The sequence below is a fragment of the Rheinheimera sp. genome (genome assembly GCF_037442525.1).
Lineage (GTDB): Bacteria > Pseudomonadota > Gammaproteobacteria > Enterobacterales > Alteromonadaceae > Pararheinheimera.
In genome coordinates this window covers 172,341-189,911 of sequence record NZ_JBBIQD010000001.1, presented here as the reverse complement: position 1 = coordinate 189,911, position 17,571 = coordinate 172,341, and the positions used below count along the sequence as shown (strand labels likewise).

The window sequence follows — 17,571 nt, the reverse complement described above, 5'->3', positions numbered from 1 at the left end:
AAACCACCGCATAAGTAAAGCAACAGAGACAGATTTAGCCAAAGTGGTGCCATTTTCCGGCAATAAAACGTTGTTGCGGGCGAAACTTGTCTTTGTAATTCATTTTTGCACAGTCGGCGACGTAATAGCCCAAATAGAGATAACGGATGCCATGCGACAGGCTGTGATCGGCCAGCGCCAGAATGGCCAGTTGACCCAGGCTGAGTTTATGTGGCCAACAGTAAAAGCTATAGACCGCAGAACACTGCTCACTCAACATATCCACCACTGTCACTCCCACCAGGGTTTGGTGCTGGTATTGCTCCAGAAACATGACCTGCTGCCACTGGCTTTGCCACAGGTAGCGCATTTGCTCCGGGCTGGGCGGATACATGCTGCCGTCACGGTGTTTCGATTCAATATACCGCTGATACAACGGGTAATAGCGCTCTTCATCGGCGACTGCACTTAAGCGGTAACTCCAGCCTGCTGCTTTGGCACGTTGCCATAAGCGGCGCTGCGAGCGGCTGGGACTGAACTCCTGCAGATCCAGCCGCACGGACTGACAGGCCCGGCAGTTGTCGCAATAGGTGGTGTACAGCTGATCGCCGCTACGGCGGAAGTTGTAGCCGATCAGTTGCTGATACAGTGCCATGCTGATCGGCTGGTCGGGCAGGGTAAACAGCAAACGCTCTTCTTGCCCTTCAAGGTAGTGGCAGCGCTGCGGATAGCTGACCCCCAGCTTTAAATCACTCATGCCACCACAGCTCCGGCAATTCTGTGCTTGCCCAGCAGCCCGGTTGCAATTGCAGCTGACCGAGTTCAGACAAACGCTGCAAATACGCAGTCCTGCTGATCGAAGTGGCGCCCAGCTGCTGTAAAAACGGATTCATTAACTGGCAGTCTATCCAGCCGCCACCATAACGTTGCAGTTGGTACTGCAGCGCGCAGACAGCAATTTTGGCGGCATTGGCTTCACGGTTAAACATGGATTCACCACAAAACAGCAACCCTGTCTGTACACCATAGCAGCCCCCCACCAGCTCGTCATCACGCCAGACTTCGACACAATGTGCCAGACCGGCCTGGTGCATAGCCAGATAGGCCTGTTGCATTTCAGGTAAAATCCAGGTGCCCTGCTGGGTTGGTCTGGGGTCGCTGCAGCCTTGGATCACTTTGGTAAAATGTTGGTTGAGCAGGATACGGTAACGATGTTTACCCAACTGCTTGCGTAAGGTCCGGTTGGGGCTCAGGCTGCCGGGTTCAAAGGTGGCACGGCACGAAGGGCTCCACCATAACAAGGGGTCGCCTTCACTGAACCAGGGAAATATACCTTGTCGATAAGCCTGTTGTAAGCGGGTAACAGATAAATCGCCACCCATGGCAAGCAGGCCGTCCGGTTCAGTCATGGCCTGCTCAGGCGATGGAAATTGACTGGGGTCGGCGGACAATTCAGGAAGATAAATCACCACGTCCGCCGCATCCTTATTTGCTTAATGCGTCCAGGTAACGTTCTGCATCCAGTGCCGCCATACAACCACTGCCAGCCGACGTAATAGCCTGCCGGTAAATATGGTCAGCGACATCACCTGCAGCAAACACACCTGCGATGCTGGTTTGGGTGGCATTGCCTTCAGTGCCGCTTTGCACTGTCAGGTAACCATTGTTCATCTCCAACTGGCCAGCAAAAATGTCGGTATTGGGCTTGTGACCAATGGCAATAAATACGCCTGCGACAGCCACCTCGTCAGTTGGCTGACCATTGGTGGATTTTAACCGCATACCGGTCACGCCCATCTCATCACCTAACACTTCTTCCAGTTCACGGTGCAGGTGCAACTTGATAGTGCCGGATTCCACTTTGGCCATCAGACGGTCAATCAGAATTTTCTCTGCTTTAAAGCTGTCACGGCGGTGCACCAGATGCACTTCGGCGGCAATATTGGACAGATACAAGGCTTCCTCGACGGCGGTATTACCACCACCAATGACGGCCACTTTTTGATTCCGGTAGAAAAAACCATCGCAGGTGGCACAGGCAGACACCCCGCGACCACTATAGGCCTGCTCAGAAGGCAGCCCCAGGTATTTGGCTGAAGCGCCTGTGGCGATGATCAGCGCATCACAGCTGTACTGACCATTGTCACCGGTCAACAGGAAAGGGCGTTGCAGCAGATTGACCGTATGAATGTGGTCGAAAACAATTTCGGTGTTAAAGGTTTCTGCGTGAGCTTTCATCCGCTCCATCAGGGCAGGACCCGTTAAACCATGTGGGTCGCCAGGCCAGTTCTCCACTTCGGTGGTGGTGGTCAGTTGTCCACCCGCCTGCATACCGGTCAGCAGCACAGGTTGCAGATTGGCGCGGGCGGCGTACACGGCCGCTGTGTAGCCCGCAGGGCCAGAACCCAAAATTAATAAACGGCTGTGTTTAATCTCTGACATGCTTTACTCCGCAATTCATTTGTCTGCCTGTTCTATGGGGCCGATTCTAGGGGATTGCAACAGGCAGATAAAGCCACAGTTTGCAATTTATCCCCCAAGACTGGGAAATCTGTGCTGCTATGGTATTGTTTCTTTACGAGTTCCACTTGTCACTTATAGGAACTGAGGTGCGGATGATAGCCTCTTTAAGCAGTAGGGTACTGCGGGTTCTATGTTGGGTCACGGCACTGATGCTGGGCCCGGCGTTAAACGTCAGTGCAATGACTCGTCTGCGAGTGGATGACGGTTTGCCCAATGCCAGCATTTACCAAATTTTGCAGGATGATGCAGGGTACATTTGGCTGGGTTCGACCAATACAGGTCTGTTACGTTATGACGGCTACAGTTTTGAAACTTTTGAGTTGCATGCGACACAAGAGGGGAAAACCAGCACTGTGCCTGATATTGACGCTATGTTGCTTGCTGATGGTCAGCTTTGGCTTGGCACCTGGGGCATGGGGCTCAGTCGGCTGGATGTTTCCACTGGCGTGTTGTCGCATTATTCTACGGCGGCAGACTCCGCGTTGGCGCTTCACAGTAATTTTATTCAATCCCTGTTTCTGGATGCATCCAAACGTCTGTGGATTGGCTGCAGAGACGGTTTGCAGCGGCTGGATCCAGATGGCAGCCTGCATTCGATAGGCCGCCCGGACCAGCCGCAAAGTCTGGTATCGCAGCGGGTATGGGCTGTCCGTCAGAGCCTGGATGGCCGTATCTGGATTGCCACCAGTCAGGGCTTGCATTGGTACAGTGACACGGCGGGGCTGAGTGCTGCTGTGATGGTGCCACAGCTCAATCAGGTTGAAGTGCGGGCTCTGCATCTGCAGGATGGCATTCTGTGGGTGGTGGCCAGAAACCGCCTGGTGGCACTGAACACCCTGTCGATGCAGGCTGCTGACATGCCGCTGCCAGATCAATTCCCATTGATCAATGCAGTGTTAGCTGAGCCGGACGGTCAATTGCTGCTGGCCACCTTTGATGGCATTTACCGTTTCGATCCAAAACGCGCCCGTCTGATCGGCTTTGACCAGTCGGACCTGTTGTTGCCCGGCGTCAATGTCCGCAGTCTGATGATTGATAAGACGGGGCTGTTATGGGCGGGCAGCCGGGAAAAAGGGCTGTTTTACGGCCGTTACAGCGGTTCTGCTTTTCGCAGTTTGGACAGTTGGGGTCCACAACTGTCCAAGGTCGCTCAACTGACGCCAACCTCTGTGTTGGCGGAGGACAAGGTGGTGTGGCTGGGGACTTCGGATGCTGTGTATCGTATCAGCCGGCAACCGACGCTGGTGCAGGCTTTTTCGGTGCAAAGCCGGGTGAATGCCATCCGGCGCGATCAGGCCGGGCAGCTGTGGGTGGGGACGGACGTTGGACTCTGGCGTTATAACGAATCCACCGCTCAACTACTCCCCTGGCAAGGCAGCACAGCTTTGCAGGCTTCAGGCTTGCTGAATGTCCGGGATGTACTGAGTTCGCAGGACGGCAGTCTGTGGCTGGGGTTGTGGCAGCGGGGGGTGTTACAACTAAAGCCTGACGGGCAGTGGCAGTATTATCTGGAAAACGAGCTGCAACAACGACTGGGGGATGCGGTGCAGAGTATGGCACTGATAGAGCAACAGCTCTGGATTGGCACCCGCTACTCAGGCACCTTTGTGCTGGACCTGAAAACCGGGCAGCTGCATAACCTGGCAACTCTGTTGCAGAGTACTGAGCAGCAAAGAGCCGATATCCAGTGTATCGCCAGGGGCCCTGATCAGACCGTCCTGCTCTGTAGTTCAGAGCGGCTGCTGCAGGTGGACCTCAAACAGCGGCAGATCACTGAACTGACCATACAGAGAGACGGGCCCAGGCTGCCTTTATTGGGGGCTTATACCGACGCGCAGCAAAATATCTGGCTGATGACGGCCAAAGGCCTGAAATTCAAACCTTATCAGCAACCCCTTTGGGTGGGATTCGGTCAGTCGGACGGCCTGCTTAATGATGAGATGTTGTTTAACGTCTGGTCAGCCTCTGCCGAGGGGGAGTTGTATCTGGGCACGGCTGGCGGCCTGGTTCTGGTAAGGCCGGCAGCACTCTGGCTGAATCGACAGCCGCCTCAGGTACGGGTCAGTGCGGTGCGTATTGGTTCTACCCCGTTAAAACCAGCTATTCTGCAGCACGACTGGCCTGAACTTCAGCTGGAGCCAGGTCAGGACGTGGAACTGAGCCTGGCCAGCCTCGATTTTCATGAGCCACAACGCAATCAATTCAGGTATCTGCTGGAAGGTATTGATTCGGAATGGCAATACAGCCAGGGGCGAACCCGGGTGCTCTATCACCAGTTGCCCGCCGGTCACTACCGGTTTGTTTTCAATGGGTCGAATCAGCACGGCTTCTTCCATCCGGAGCCCAGGCAACTGAGGATCCGGGTATTGCCACATTGGTGGCAACGCACTGAAGTGATGGCCATGGCGGCGTTGCTGTTGCTGTTGCTGGTGGTCGCAGCACATGGCTACCGGCTGCGACATATCCGTCAAATCAACAAATTATTACAGCAGTCTGTGCAGGATCGCGCTCATACGCAGATGGCACTGGAAACTATGGTGACGCAGCGCACCAAAGAGTTAGAGGATAGTTCCGTGACTTTATCATTGCGGTCACGTCAACTGGAGCAGAGCCTGGCCAGACTGGCGGAAAATAACCATGAACTGACCCGACTGAACCGACTCAAGGATGAGTTTATCTCGACCGTCAGCCATGAACTGCGCACTCCACTGACCTCCATTCGGGGGGCTGTAGGTCTGGTGGCCTCTGGCGCTGTTGCACCCACGTCAGAGCATTATCAGCAACTGCTGCAGACAGCCCTCGGGAATGCGGAGCGGTTGTCTACCCTGATCAATGATTTGCTTGATGTCCAGAAGTTTGAATCAGGCCACTTTCAGTTGCACCCGATCCAGCTGGATTTGGCACAGCTGGTGACAGAGGCTGTGCATGCCTTCAATCCTTATGCACAAGAGTATCAGGTGGCAGTGCATATGAAGCTGCAACCCTGCGTGGTGCTTGCGGATGCAGGCCGGTTACGCCAGGTGCTGGATAACCTGTTGTCCAATGCCATTAAGTTTTCAGAATCAGGCCAGTCCGTTCAGTTGACGCTTTTTACCAAAGATCAAAAAGCCCGTTTGGAGGTGCAGGATCAGGGCTGTGGCATCAGCGATGAATTTCGCAGCCGGGTCTTTGAAAAGTTCTCGCAGGCGGACAGTTCCAGCAGCCGAAAAACGGAGGGGACAGGGCTTGGCCTGACCATTTGCAAAAGTATTATTGAAGCGCACCAGGGGCAAATTGGCTTTTACAGCCAGACCGGCCAGGGCAGTACCTTTTGGTTTGAGTTGCGGTTGGCGGACTCAACGGACTGATCGGGTTAAATGACATAGAGGTAAATGGCCAAAAAGTGACAGGCGCTGCCTGCCAGCACAAACAAATGCCAGATCAGATGGTGCATAAACATCGATTTGCGGACATAAAAAGCCACGCCCAGCGAATAACACAACCCCCCCGCCAGCAGCCACCATAAACCGTCACTGCTGACCTGGGCCAGCATGGTGTCCAGCTTGACCAGGATCAGCCAGCCCATCAGTAGATACATAGCCACAGACAACTTTTGCAGTTTGCCTGTGGTAAACAGCTTCAGGACCACACCAAGCAGCGCTAAAGTCCAGACCACCCCAAACAGCCACCAGCCACCGTATTCGCGCAGGCTGATCAGGGTAAAAGGGGTATAGGTACCAGCAATCAGAATAAAAATGGCGCAGTGGTCCAGCTTGCGCAGCCGGCGTTTCCATGCAGCCGCCTGACAGGCGTGGTAACAGGTCGAGCTGGCATACAGCAGGCACAAACTCAAACCAAAGACCAGGGCGCTGGCCAGACGCCAGCCGTCGCTGCCGCTTGCCTGCAGTAACAGGACCAAACCCGCCACACTGGCGGCAAAGCCCAGGCCATGACTGACACTGTGGCTGATTTCTTCCACTTTGCTGTAACTGGAGACTTGCATCGGACGTCCTTAAAAAAAGCGTACCGGATCCTAACACCGGACTGGTCATGCCAGCCAGAGCTTTTCATCGCAGACGGCTGTCGTGCTTTTGGCCAGGACAAGGTAAACTGTCGGCTTTTTTACAGTGGTGACAGATGGATACTCTTCTGGTGTTGGGTTATGTCTGGCCTGAGCCAAATTCATCGGCGGCTGGATGGCGTATGCTGGCGTTGCTGAAGCTGTTCCGGCAAAAAGGCTGGCGGGTCATTTTTGCCAGCCCGGCAGAGCAGGGGCTGCATCGGGTCAACTTGCCTGAACTGGGGATTGAAGAGCAACAGGTCCAGCTCAATGACAGCAGTTTTGATCACCAACTGCAGTGCTGGCAGCCCCAGGTGGTAATGTTTGACCGTTTTATGCTGGAAGAACAGTTTGGTTGGCGGGTGGCCAACGTCTGCCCGGACGCACTGCGGCTGCTTGATACCGAAGACCTGCATTTTTTACGGCAGGCCAGGCAGCAGGCCTATAAAGCGCAGCGGCCTGTTACTCAAGCGGATTTGTCCGGTGAAACCGCCCAGCGTGAAGTGGCGGCTATCTACCGTTCGGATCTGAGCCTGATTATTTCAGAGGTTGAACTGCAGCTGCTACAGCAGCAGTTTGCGGTGCCACAGAGCCTGCTGCACTATTGCCCATTTTGGTTTGATCAGCCGCCAGCCGCTGCGCCGGCTTTTGACGAGCGGCGCAATCTGGTGTTTATCGGTAATTTCCGTCATGAACCCAATTGGCAGGCTGTGTTGTGGCTGAAAAAACTCTGGCCTGCGCTGCGTCAGCGTTTACCCGGAGTAGAGCTGCATATTTATGGGGCTTACCCACCACCCAAAGCCACGCAGTTGCATGCACCAAAACAAGGCTTTTTTATCAAAGGCTGGGCACAGGATGCGCAGCTGGTGTTGCAACAAGCCCGGCTGTTGCTGGCACCATTGCCCTTTGGGGCCGGGCTCAAAGGCAAATTGGTGGAAGCCATGCGCACTGGAACCCCCAGTGTCACCACCAGGGTGGGCGCTGAAGGTATTGCTGACAGCGCTGACTGGCCTGGTGCTGTGGCTGAAGACGAGGACAGCCTGATCAGCGCTGTGGTGGCTTTGTACCAGCAGAAGGAGTTGTGGCAGCACAAACAGCTACAAGGGTATGCGCTGGTGCAACACCGTTTTGGGGCAGGGCAGGCGGAGCTGTTCTGGCAACGTCTGACACAGTTGCTGCAGCACTTACCGGCACACAGGCTGAACAACTTTACCGGGGCTATGCTGAATTTGCATCATCAGCGCAGCACCCAATACATGGCGCAGTGGATTGAAGCCAAAACCGCTCTGGCTGCGCTTAAACAGGAGATTTCATCATGAGTCTTATTGAGCGCTCAGCACTGCTGGCCCTGATAGAACAGCAACTGCAAAGCAGTCAAATCCGTGACTATTGCCCCAATGGGTTGCAGGTCGAAGGCAAAGCGGAGATCCGCTGCATTGTCGCAGGGGTGACTGCGTCTCAGGCCTTGCTGGATAAAGCGGTCGAACTGGGTGCCGATGCTGTGCTGGTGCACCATGGCTACTTCTGGAAAAACGAAGAGCCACAAATTACCGGTATTAAAAAGCGCCGTCTGCAAACGCTGCTGCGTCATGACATCAACCTGCTGGCATACCATTTGCCACTGGATGTGCATCCTGTTTTGGGCAATAACGCGCAACTGGCACAAAAGCTCGGGCTACGTCAGTTTTCGGCGGTGCCCGGCGTCAGCCCTGTGGGGGTGTTGATGCAGGGGCAGTTGGAGCAAGCCGTGCCGGCCGAGGTCATTGCCCGTCGTCTGGAACAGGAGTTAGGCCGCGCCGTGTTGCATAATTCGGTGCTGAACAAGCCAGTACGGACGCTGGCCTGGTGCACTGGCGGAGGTCAGTCCTATATTGATGCGGCTTATCAGGCGGGGGCTGAGCTCTTTGTCAGCGGCGAAGTGTCAGAGCAGACGATTCACAGCTCCCGTGAGCTTGGCATTGATTTTATGGCGGCCGGCCATCATGCCACTGAACGTTATGGTATTGCCGCTTTGGCCGCATTTATCGAAGCTCAGACCGGGGTTCGTTGTCATTTTGTCGATATTGATAATCCGGCCTGAGGTGTCTGTGGCGAAAAAAATGCAGGATCAGAGTTTTGATGGTATTGCTGGCAAATTTGCCAAAAATATCTACGACACCAGCAAAGGTAAATTACGTCAGGCGGTGTTGTTGCGGGATTTGTTGGAACGGCCTGAGTTATCCCGGCCCTGCCGCATTCTGGATGTGGGAGCCGGGCAGGGCCAGCTTGCGCTGGAGCTGGCCAGCCGTGGTCATCAGCTGACCCTGACGGATTTGTCTGCTGAGATGTTGCAACTGGCACAGCAACGCGCCGATGCACAGCAACTGCAGATCGAATGCCACCAGTTACCGCTGCAGCAGCTGACGGCTCAGGGCTGGCCGGCTTTTCCTGTGGTGTTGTGCCATGCAGTGCTGGAATGGCTGGAGCAACCGGCCGAAGCCATAGCGCAATTGCGTCAGTTGGTGGCTCCGGGCGGTTTGGTTTCTTTGATGTTCTATAACAAGGATGCCAAACGGCTGAGCAATATCATTTACGGCAATTTTAACTATGTGCTGCGGGACCTGACCTTTAAAAAGAAAGTCAGGCTCAGTCCGCAAAACCCGCTGCAGCCGGAGTTGGTCGCTTTGTGGTGTCAGCAGGCGGGTTTTATCATTGAACAGAAAACAGGCGTGCGTTGTTTTCACGACTATTTGCGTGATCGCTCCGAACAAGAGACCGAATATGAGCAGTTATTGCAAGTGGAGCTCATGTTTAACCGTCAGGAACCTTATGCTTCCTTGGGGCGTTATCAGCATTTATTACTCAAAGCGGTCTGAAGACGCTGCTGCAGGGATACGAAGCTTGTGGTTAAAAAATAAATGAGAAAAATTCTCATTTGTGTGTTGCGCCAGTGCAAAAAACTGATATGATGATTCTCGTAATGCGAACGGTTATCATTTGATGGGTTGGTGGGAGGTCTGCACTACTTCTCCAAACGGATTTGACCCATCCGGTTGGCTAACTCAACAGCTGATGCAGTCCGTCAGCGTATTACATGTTGTGACCCTGGGCAGCTGCAAGGTTCTGGTGCTGCTGCCAACAAAGTCTTTGCCCATCCAAAGACCACGTTCCTCGCCCGGCTGAACAGCCGGGCATTTTTTTATCTATTGATCCAGAGTTTCGGTGCTGCGATACAGCTCCTGGTAGTACTGGCGATGGTTCTGAAACAGGTATTGCCTTAAGCGTTCCCTGTTGGTTTTGTTGGCATGGATCCGGGTGGCCAGCAGGTGGTGTTCCTGTCGCACAAACTCAATGTTGAGATGGATGTCTTGCCCGTCAGGTAAACTCAGATGCAATTGTTTTTGCTGCATCAGCAGACTGGCGGTACTTTGCCTGTCGCACTCTAATGCCAGTCCTGTACTTGAAACGGACTGAATGCGGACCTTACCGGCCAGACTGCCATTATTAAGTTGTAAATCTTTCGGGTGCATCAACCGCCAGCTGCGCTGTTGTCCTGAATGATCTTCCACTTCCGGAATACCGAGAACAGGCAAGGGTTCGCCAGCCTCATTCAGGCTGATATCCAGCGGAAACCAGAGCTTGTAGGGGCCCACTTCTGCCAGCAAGGTAAAGCTGGCTTTGCCCAGCAGGGTGCTGATCAGTTGCGGCACTTCCGACGTGACAGACAGCATGTGACTGATATCACGTGGCCCCGACACTTCTATTTTTTCGTCGTGACTGAAAATTTCGGCGAAATAATCGGACTCGTCACTGCTGAGGCCTCTTTCTTTGCTCATGCCCTTACCAGCTTTTGTTTAAAAGTCAACCAGATTTCAATGTAACATGGGGTTAAAATTTAAACAATTGCTGGTGTTGCCAGAAGCTCAGCCCTTAATCAAATTCAAATTTATAAAGCAGGTCGACGGCATTGTCCAAACCTCGCACCGCTTCGAGGTACAGGCTTTTCATCAGCTCGTAGCGCAAAGTAAATTCGCCCAGGGAGTTAAAAATGCCGACCCCGTACTTTAGTTGCAGCTTGGGCGACAAATAACCGCTGACCGTAACCTGGGAATTGTCTCCTGCGCCTTTGGTATCGAGCGTCACTTGCTCAAAACCCAGGGCTTCACCGACTGAACTGACCAGGCCGTCGCTGTTGGCAATGCCTATGCCAATCAGACTGGTGGTTAAGGGGTTGCCACCGGCCGAGTCAGTATTTAAATCGCGGCCGGTCAGCAGATAAGCCAACGCATTGGCCTGAGGTTTACCTGGCTGTGAAAAGATAGTGGCACTGGCGGCATCCGCCGGGCCCGTGACCCGAATGCCGGCTATCACGTTGTCTTCGGTATTGTCCGGATTGCGGATGGCTTCAATGGTCAGGTAAGGTTGATCAACGGGGCCATTAAACATCAGTTTGCCTTTGCGGATCTGCAAATCCTGGCCATAAGAGCGGAAAGTGCCGTCCAGCAGATTCACTTCTCCTTTCAGTGCCTGGTTGGCGCCACGTTGAGAAAACAGCAACTGACCTTTGAGCCTGCTCTTTAAACCAAAAGCCTGCAACTTGACATGCTCCCCTAATACCAGCCGGATCTCGCTGCTCAGTGTCAGGCTGGACTGTTCAGCCGCACGGCGGATTTCCAGATCCTTATTCAGGATCAGCTCATCGTCTGAGACCTGCACTGCAGAGGCAGGTAAATCGTCAATCGCCAGGTGGGCTTGCGGTACCTGCACTGTACCTTGCAGCGCCAGGCTGCTGTTTTGTGCCAGCACTGTCAACTCCGGACTGACCGTGACCTGGCCTTGTGGCAGGTTGAGCGGTAACTGCTGGCCTGTCAGTGCCAGCCGGGCCTGGTAGTTGGTGAAATCAAACCAATCAGCGTAACCGGACAGTTGTGCCTGGCCCGACCCACTCTGCAACTGGCCGGACAACTGAGCGTTATGTTGACGCAGGTCTAACTGCAGCTGTGCCTGATCGATATCCATTGGGGCATGCACCCCATGCATGCGGATATCCGTCAGGCGGATCTGGCCGGCGAGTCTGGGGTGGCTGGCCACACCAGAAAGCTGGACTTCACCATTGAGCAAAGCCGCAAACTCAGTCTGATCCGGCAGCAGGCTTTTGAGCGTGCTTAAATCCACTTGATGCAGGCTGAACCCGGCATCCAGCCTTTTGTCCTGTTCTGTGATATCGGGCAGTTGCAGCCGGGCTGTTACATAAGCCTGGTCGGTAAAACGAATGTCTGCGGTGCCGCTAAGCTTGTTGTGTCGGAGGCTGGCCTGAAGCTTCCAGCCTTGCCAGGCTAAGGTGATGGGGCTGACCTGACGTTGTTGCCAGCGCCCGTCACTGCCTGTCAGCTCAAGGCTGGCCTGCAATGGCTGGCCTGGTTTCCACTCTGCACCTGCAGTCAAGGCCGAGGTCCCGCTGAGTTGTTGTTCGTCGGTTAACCAGCTCTGTAACTGCGCCAGTTCAAACTTCTGCAGCTGCAGTTGCAGGGCTCCCTGGGCTCTGGATAACCAGGGACTTGGCTGCAGGCAGAGTTCGGCCGGGCTGGACTGCCAGCATTGGCCGGAGAACCGCAGTTGTTCAGCCGACAGGTCCAGCTCCGCTGTGGCTGAGTCGACCAGAGTCCAGGGGCCAACCGGGGTGATCAGTTGTGCCTGATTCAGTTGCACTTGCCACATATCAGGTTTTTGGGCTTTGGCCTGCAACTGCAGCTGGGCCTGCACCGCGTCAGTGTCCAGTTGCAGTATCGCCCCACTTTGTTTTTGGTTGCCTTGCAGCAGGAGCTGGGCAGAATTGAGTTTCTCCCCGAATAGACGCCCTGAGCCTGACTGAAGTTCGAGCTGGTGTTGCCAGTCCTGACTGTCCAGTGAACCGGTCAGCCGCAGCTGGTCCAGCCGGTAATCTCGCTGGTAACGTAATTGTTCGCCAGTCAGGTCGAGTTGCAAAGCCGGGTGCTGCTGTGGTCCTGTCACTGTGACTGAACCCGTCAGCTGGCCTTTGCTGCCAGCCAGGCTTTGGGCCAAATCCGGCGCGTTCAGGTGCAGCAGAACCTGCCATTGGTCGGTCAGCTGGCCGGATGCCGTCAATGTATTGCCACCATGGCGCAGTTCCAGGCCCGGGGTGTTGAACTTGTCAATGGAGTCTGTTGTACCAGCCAGGCTCAGAGCGCCCTGTAACTGCAAAGGCTGTTGGCGGATCCGACCGGATGCCTCCAACTGAGTCAGTTCCAATTGCCAGCCTTTGGCCTGATAGGACCCTTGCAACTGCAGTCTGGTATTCAGGCTGCCCGGGTAATCGGGCCACCAGGGCTCCAGCCGGATGTCTTGCGCAGCAAGTGACGTGCTCAGACTCTGCTCCTGCAGATTGAGCTGCCCCTCGCTTTGCACCGCCCCTTGCTCGGAGCTGAATTGCAACGAAGACCAGCTCAACAGGGGGGCCTGGAAAGCGGCCTGCAATGATAACTTGCTTTGACCTGTTTGAAGGCTGTGGCCCTGGCTGTGCAGCTCCAGTGCGAATTTGGCCAAAGTGCCTTCGGCACTGAGGCGGGAGTCGCGCAGCTGCCAGTCGGCTTGGCCCCGTAATGGCCATTGCAAGGCCCTGGCCTGCAACTGGACTGACAGTGGCAGTTCACTCTGCAACAACCCAAGCCTGGCGGTCAGCTCGGCCTGTTGCACGCCGCTGGCGCTGGCCTGGAGTTCCAGTTGTTGCAACGAGCCTGTCACCTGGCCTTGAAGCTGTTGTTCAGGGCTTTGCAGACTGAACTGACCCTGCAATGCAAAAGGGGCGCTGTTTTGCAGCTGCATCTCGCCTTGCAGTTGCCACTGCTGGTACTGAAAAGACAACTGATGCAGCCTGAGTGCTGCTGATCCTGCATCCAGTTGCAGCTTCAACGCCTTCAGTTCAAGTTCGGTGTCGCCGCTCAGCTGCAGCCGATCCAGATCGAGCAGACCAAGCTCAAGCTGAAGTGGCAGTGGCAGGGGGCTCAGCTGGAGTGGCTGATATTGCCACCAGGGAGCTGTGCTGGTGTGGGATTGGGGGGCGCTTTTGGGCAGTTTTATCTGCAACTGCTGCAGTTGAGTCGGCTGCACCCGAATCTTAGCACCGCGCAATGTGACAGCACTTTGCAACTGGTGCAGCCGGATTTCCATCTCACCCTGGCGCAGCACAAATCCATTCAGGCTCAGCGCATCCAGTCGCACGGCAGGCAGCTGCAGAGGGGGCGGGGAGTCCGCCTGTTCTGCGGTGCTGCTGCGCTCAGGCAGGATCACGGACAGCCCGTCAATGCGCAATTCGGACACACAAAGCTCAAAATGCCCCAAACAACGCCAGTCGATCCTGCTGTTCAGGTGGTCAATCAGGACCTGGGCTTCAGGCCGTTGTACCTGCACCCTCTGAAGTTGGATCCCTTCAGCCAGAGACCCCTGCAGTTCACCAATTTGAATACTCTGATCGTCAGGCAGCACGACAGAGACCATAAAGCGCAACAGCACAGTGCTGTAGGACAGGCTCAGCAAGCAAAGCAGCAGTACTAACACCAGCAGTAATAAGGCTTTTTTCAAAGAGAGACGGCTCATAACTCTGGCCCTAGCGCAAAATGCAGTTGAAATTCACGGCCCGTTGGCAAATCCAGTCCCCAGGCAAAATCCAGCCGGACCGGGCCAACCGGCGAGGCCCAACGCACACCAAAACCGGCGCCACGGTAAAGGTCACGCTTGTCGTTCCAGGCGCTGCCAGCATCAAAGAAACTGGCAAGCCACCAGTTGCCGGACAGCCGGTGCTGATACTCCAACGCGGCTGTTGCCAGGTAACGGGCGCCTGTTAAGGTGCCGTCCTCGGCAACCGGAGAAATACTTTCAAAGGAGTAACCCCGGATGCTGTTATCACCACCGGCAAAAAAACGCAGCGAGGGGGGCAACGCCAACACCGACTTCATCAGTACGGCACCAGCATCCAATTTGATCAGCCAGCGCTGGTCGACCGAAAAAGAGCCAATCCAGCCAGTGCGGGCCCGCAGCCGGACAAAACGTTCGTCCGACCCCCAGGCTGGATCCGACACTTCGGCGTTAACCAGATAACGGTACGCCTGTTCCGGCATGCTACCGCCGCTGTCGCCTGCGCGGTTAAAGCCAAGACCTGGCATGATCAGGTTGGCGCTGCCCGAGTCCGTGCCCTGGGTATAGTCTTCATACAGCCAGCGCACCGACGCCACCCTGTACCAGCCATTGCCCAATAACCAATGACGTTCCAGCGCCATATTGTATTCAGCACTGTTGGTGTCTTCCAGATTGGTTGTTTTGATACCTGCATTGACCAGATAAAAATCGTCGCTGACATTTTGCTGAGGTAATTTATAGCCAGCTTCCAGGCTTTGTTCAGGGCCTGATAATGACATTTTGCTGCTCAGGCTGTGGCCTTTGTCATTCAGCCAGGGTTTGTTCCAGTTCAGTTTAAGCCGGGGGCCCAGGTCGGTGGAGTAGCCGACACCAGTCTCCACTGTGTTACGGATCTGCGGGCTTAAGGTGACCCGGACCTGCAGCGGCTGGTCTGGATCCTGGGGGTCATCCACTTCTACTTCAATGCTGGCAAACCAGCCACTTTCTGCGAGTTTCTGCTGCAGTTCACCTAAATGGCTGGCCAGATAGGGATCGCCAGCCTGAAAAGGCATTAATGATTGCAGACGTTCATGGCGGATCTGGCTGCCACTAAAGGTTACTTCACCAAAACTGAAGCGCCGGCCTGAATTGAAGGTCAGCCGCAAAAAGCCCTGGCCCAGCGCGGGGGCCACGGCCAGCTCCTGTTGTGTCAGTTTCGCCTGAAAATAGCCTTTGCGGATGGCCAGCGAGGTTAACTGCTTTTTCAGGTTTTCGTAACGGCCATGATGCACCCTGTGATTCACTTTAGGGGCATGTTGCTTAATTAAGGCGGCAAAATCGGCATCGTTTTTGGCTTCGCCAAGCAGTGTGACCTGCACTTCCTTAAAGCGGGCTGCATCGCCGGGTTCCACCTTAATCAGTAAACGTGGCTTTTTGCCGCTCTCGTTCAGTTCAGTGCTGACATCGACCCGGTAATACCCCATGGCCCGGGCTGCTGTTTTCACATCCCGGATCAATTGGTTCTGAAAGCGACGGGAGCCCAGATTGCTGGCGTCGGGCAAGCGGTCCAGGTACAACTGGATATTTTCCGCCAAGGGGCCTGACACGCCTTGAAGCTGGAGTTGGGGATGAGCCGGCAGCAGAGTGCTGTAGCCGATAAGTAAGACAAAGACGAACTTGGACCACAAAATACAACTTTCCTTTGTTGGGCCGGATCAGAGGCATCCGGTGTTCCTCTGAGTATAACAAGTTGGCATGGTTCAGTAGTACTGCTGACCGCAGCATTATATTGTCAAAAGGTTGTCATGTGTTGGCAGTAATCTTGCTGAGGAAAGGAGGTGTTTATGCGACTCGTGATTCTGCCGGGGCTCGATGGTTCAGGTTTGCTGTACCGCAAGTTTTGTGCAGCCTTGCCGTCTCATTGGCAAGTGCACTGTTTCAGTTACCCGACTGACTTACTGAGTTATTCACAGCTGGCGGATGTTCTGGAACCGCAATTGCCTGCATCACCTTTTTTACTGCTTGGCGAATCTTTTGGTGGCCCTTTGGCCGTTGAACTGGCCCGGCGCCGTGCCGGACAGGTGTTGGGGCTGGTGCTGTGTTGCACCTTTATTGAAAACCCAATGCCGTGGGCACCCATGCTGTGGCAGTGGTTACGCAGGCTGGAATTCAGTGCGGCCAGACGCAATATCTTGCTGCGTTATCTACTCTGGGGTCATGACAGCCCTGGGCTTAGATCGGAACTGGAGCAGGCCCTGAGTCAGCTGCCTCAGGCCAGTTTTGTTCACAGGGTGGAGCAGGTGCTGGCACTGCAGCGGCCAGAATCAGCCCTTGCTCTGGCGATGCCGGTACTTTACCTGCAGGCACAACAGGATAAACTGGTGTTCCCGCATTGTGCTGTGTCGTTACAGGCGTTGTTACCGCAATTGCAGCTGTGCCGTTTTCACTGCAGTCACTTCTTATTGCAGCAACACCCTGAAGACGCAGCGCAGTTGTTGCTGCACTGGTGTGTAAACCATGAGATCAGGGACGCCGCTCCGCCTGGGCCGTCAGCAAAAACAGCATCTTATCCAGGTTCAGTTTTTGATAAGGCATCATCCGTTCAGGTTTCCCCTGCCGGTTGATGGTCAGATGGTCTGTTGCAAAGGTCAGTTCAGCGTTTTGAAGCAGCACTTTATTGCCCTGAAGTCGGTAGCTGCAGTGGGCTAAATCTAAAAACGATAAAATACGGTTACGCACACTGGTCATTGTCATCACGAGCTCCTGATTAGCGCATTATTCTGTCCCTGCTGTACATCGTCACTCAGTCCGGGAGGAGTTCTCATTCGTTTGCTAAGAGTCTCTGGTTCAGCTTTGGTTCAGTAAAAAACAAAAAAATTCCACTGCAAAATCAGACCCTATTGTGGGCTGGGCTCTGCCGGCAGAACAGGGTATGCTAAGTGCAGACTGTTGCAAACAGAGGCAATTTATCAATGCGTTACTGGTTATTTGTTGTGTTGTTCCTGGTTGCCGGTTGCAGCTCCGGGCCAGAGTTACCCCGCAGCGCCGGTGTGTTTGAAAGTTGTGTCTGGCCTGACGGCAGCAAGCAGTTCAGCTACCGCAAAGGCCGGGTGAAAAACCTGACGCAACGCGAAATAGCCATTCGACTGGACAATGATCGCCGTGCCGCCATGATGGTGGAAAAGCAAATCATGACGCAGGGGGAGCGCAAAGCAGGAACCGGGCCTTTGTATGATGAACTGGCGTTGGTGCTGGAGAAAAACCAGTTCTGCAGTGACGGCTACTTTGAACTGGACAGCCAGTTTGAGGCTGGCTTTGCCCGTATTGTCGCCGAATGCAATGACAGCGCCACAGAAGCGCAGCGCAAGCGGTTGCAGCCTTGTGGTGCCGAACATTCACTTTAAGCCAGAACACCAGAG

Annotated in this window: 13 protein-coding genes; 6 read left to right on the top strand and 7 right to left on the bottom strand. The window is 54.7% G+C overall.

Annotation, left to right across the window (positions count from 1 at the left end; all coding sequences use genetic code 11):
- Window positions 1–34 precede the first annotated feature (34 nt).
- The 3 genes from WKJ03_RS00805 to trxB are packed head-to-tail and all read right to left on the bottom strand — an operon-like array spanning window position 35 to window position 2,421.
- Window positions 35–736: an arginyltransferase gene (locus tag WKJ03_RS00805; RefSeq protein ID WP_337840249.1), complete on the bottom strand. Its 702-nt coding sequence runs from the start codon at window positions 734–736 to the stop codon at window positions 35–37.
- Window positions 729–1,451, bottom strand: coding sequence for a leucyl/phenylalanyl-tRNA--protein transferase (gene aat / locus WKJ03_RS00800; protein ID WP_337840248.1), 723 nt, complete (start codon window positions 1,449–1,451; stop codon window positions 729–731). The genes WKJ03_RS00805 and aat overlap by 8 nt, the downstream gene beginning before the upstream one ends.
- 13 nt (window positions 1,452–1,464) lie before the next feature.
- Window positions 1,465–2,421, bottom strand: a complete 957-nt coding sequence (gene trxB, locus WKJ03_RS00795) for a thioredoxin-disulfide reductase (RefSeq protein WP_337840247.1) — start codon at window positions 2,419–2,421, stop codon at window positions 1,465–1,467.
- 173 nt (window positions 2,422–2,594) lie between these two features.
- Between trxB and WKJ03_RS00790 the strand changes: the two genes are divergently transcribed.
- Window positions 2,595–5,849 (top strand): ATP-binding protein, encoded by a 3,255-nt coding sequence (locus WKJ03_RS00790; protein WP_337840246.1) that lies wholly within the window; start codon window positions 2,595–2,597, stop codon window positions 5,847–5,849.
- Between the two features lie 5 nt (window positions 5,850–5,854).
- On the opposite strand, the gene WKJ03_RS00785 is transcribed toward WKJ03_RS00790, so the two are convergent.
- Window positions 5,855–6,484 carry a hemolysin III family protein gene (locus WKJ03_RS00785; protein WP_337840245.1) on the bottom strand — a complete coding sequence of 210 codons (630 nt, stop codon included), beginning with the start codon at window positions 6,482–6,484 and terminating at the stop codon, window positions 5,855–5,857.
- A gap of 134 nt (window positions 6,485–6,618) precedes the next feature.
- On the opposite strand from WKJ03_RS00785, the gene WKJ03_RS00780 reads away from it, so the two are divergent.
- The 3 genes from WKJ03_RS00780 to WKJ03_RS00770 are packed head-to-tail and all read left to right on the top strand — an operon-like array spanning window position 6,619 to window position 9,396.
- Window positions 6,619–7,860: a glycosyltransferase gene (locus tag WKJ03_RS00780; RefSeq protein ID WP_337840244.1), complete on the top strand. Its 1,242-nt coding sequence runs from the start codon at window positions 6,619–6,621 to the stop codon at window positions 7,858–7,860.
- A gap of 5 nt (window positions 7,861–7,865) precedes the next feature.
- A complete protein-coding gene (locus WKJ03_RS00775; protein WP_337840891.1) occupies window positions 7,866–8,621 on the top strand; it encodes a Nif3-like dinuclear metal center hexameric protein in 756 nt (251 codons plus the stop codon).
- The gene (locus WKJ03_RS00770; protein ID WP_337840243.1) at window positions 8,596–9,396 is read left to right on the top strand and encodes a methyltransferase; all 801 of its coding nucleotides are present in this window, start codon (window positions 8,596–8,598) and stop codon (window positions 9,394–9,396) included. The genes WKJ03_RS00775 and WKJ03_RS00770 overlap by 26 nt, the downstream gene beginning before the upstream one ends.
- A 327-nt stretch (window positions 9,397–9,723) precedes the next feature.
- Here the strand turns inward: WKJ03_RS00770 and WKJ03_RS00765 are convergent, their stop codons facing one another.
- The 3 genes from WKJ03_RS00765 to WKJ03_RS00755 form a co-directional block, all read right to left on the bottom strand.
- Entirely contained in the window at window positions 9,724–10,356 is a 633-nt protein-coding gene (locus WKJ03_RS00765) for a hypothetical protein (protein WP_337840242.1), read from the bottom strand.
- Between the two features lie 94 nt (window positions 10,357–10,450).
- Window positions 10,451–14,134 carry a translocation/assembly module TamB domain-containing protein gene (locus WKJ03_RS00760; protein ID WP_337840241.1) on the bottom strand — a complete coding sequence of 1,228 codons (3,684 nt, stop codon included), beginning with the start codon at window positions 14,132–14,134 and terminating at the stop codon, window positions 10,451–10,453.
- Window positions 14,131–15,840 carry an autotransporter assembly complex family protein gene (locus WKJ03_RS00755; protein ID WP_337840240.1) on the bottom strand — a complete coding sequence of 570 codons (1,710 nt, stop codon included), beginning with the start codon at window positions 15,838–15,840 and terminating at the stop codon, window positions 14,131–14,133. The genes WKJ03_RS00760 and WKJ03_RS00755 overlap by 4 nt, the downstream gene beginning before the upstream one ends.
- Before the next feature lie 156 nt (window positions 15,841–15,996).
- Between WKJ03_RS00755 and WKJ03_RS00750 the strand changes: the two genes are divergently transcribed.
- Window positions 15,997–16,776, top strand: coding sequence for an alpha/beta hydrolase (locus WKJ03_RS00750; protein ID WP_337840239.1), 780 nt, complete (start codon window positions 15,997–15,999; stop codon window positions 16,774–16,776).
- A gap of 348 nt (window positions 16,777–17,124) precedes the next feature.
- Window positions 17,125–17,556, top strand: coding sequence for a hypothetical protein (locus WKJ03_RS00745; RefSeq protein ID WP_337840238.1), 432 nt, complete (start codon window positions 17,125–17,127; stop codon window positions 17,554–17,556).
- The last annotated feature ends 15 nt before the right edge of the window (window positions 17,557–17,571 follow it).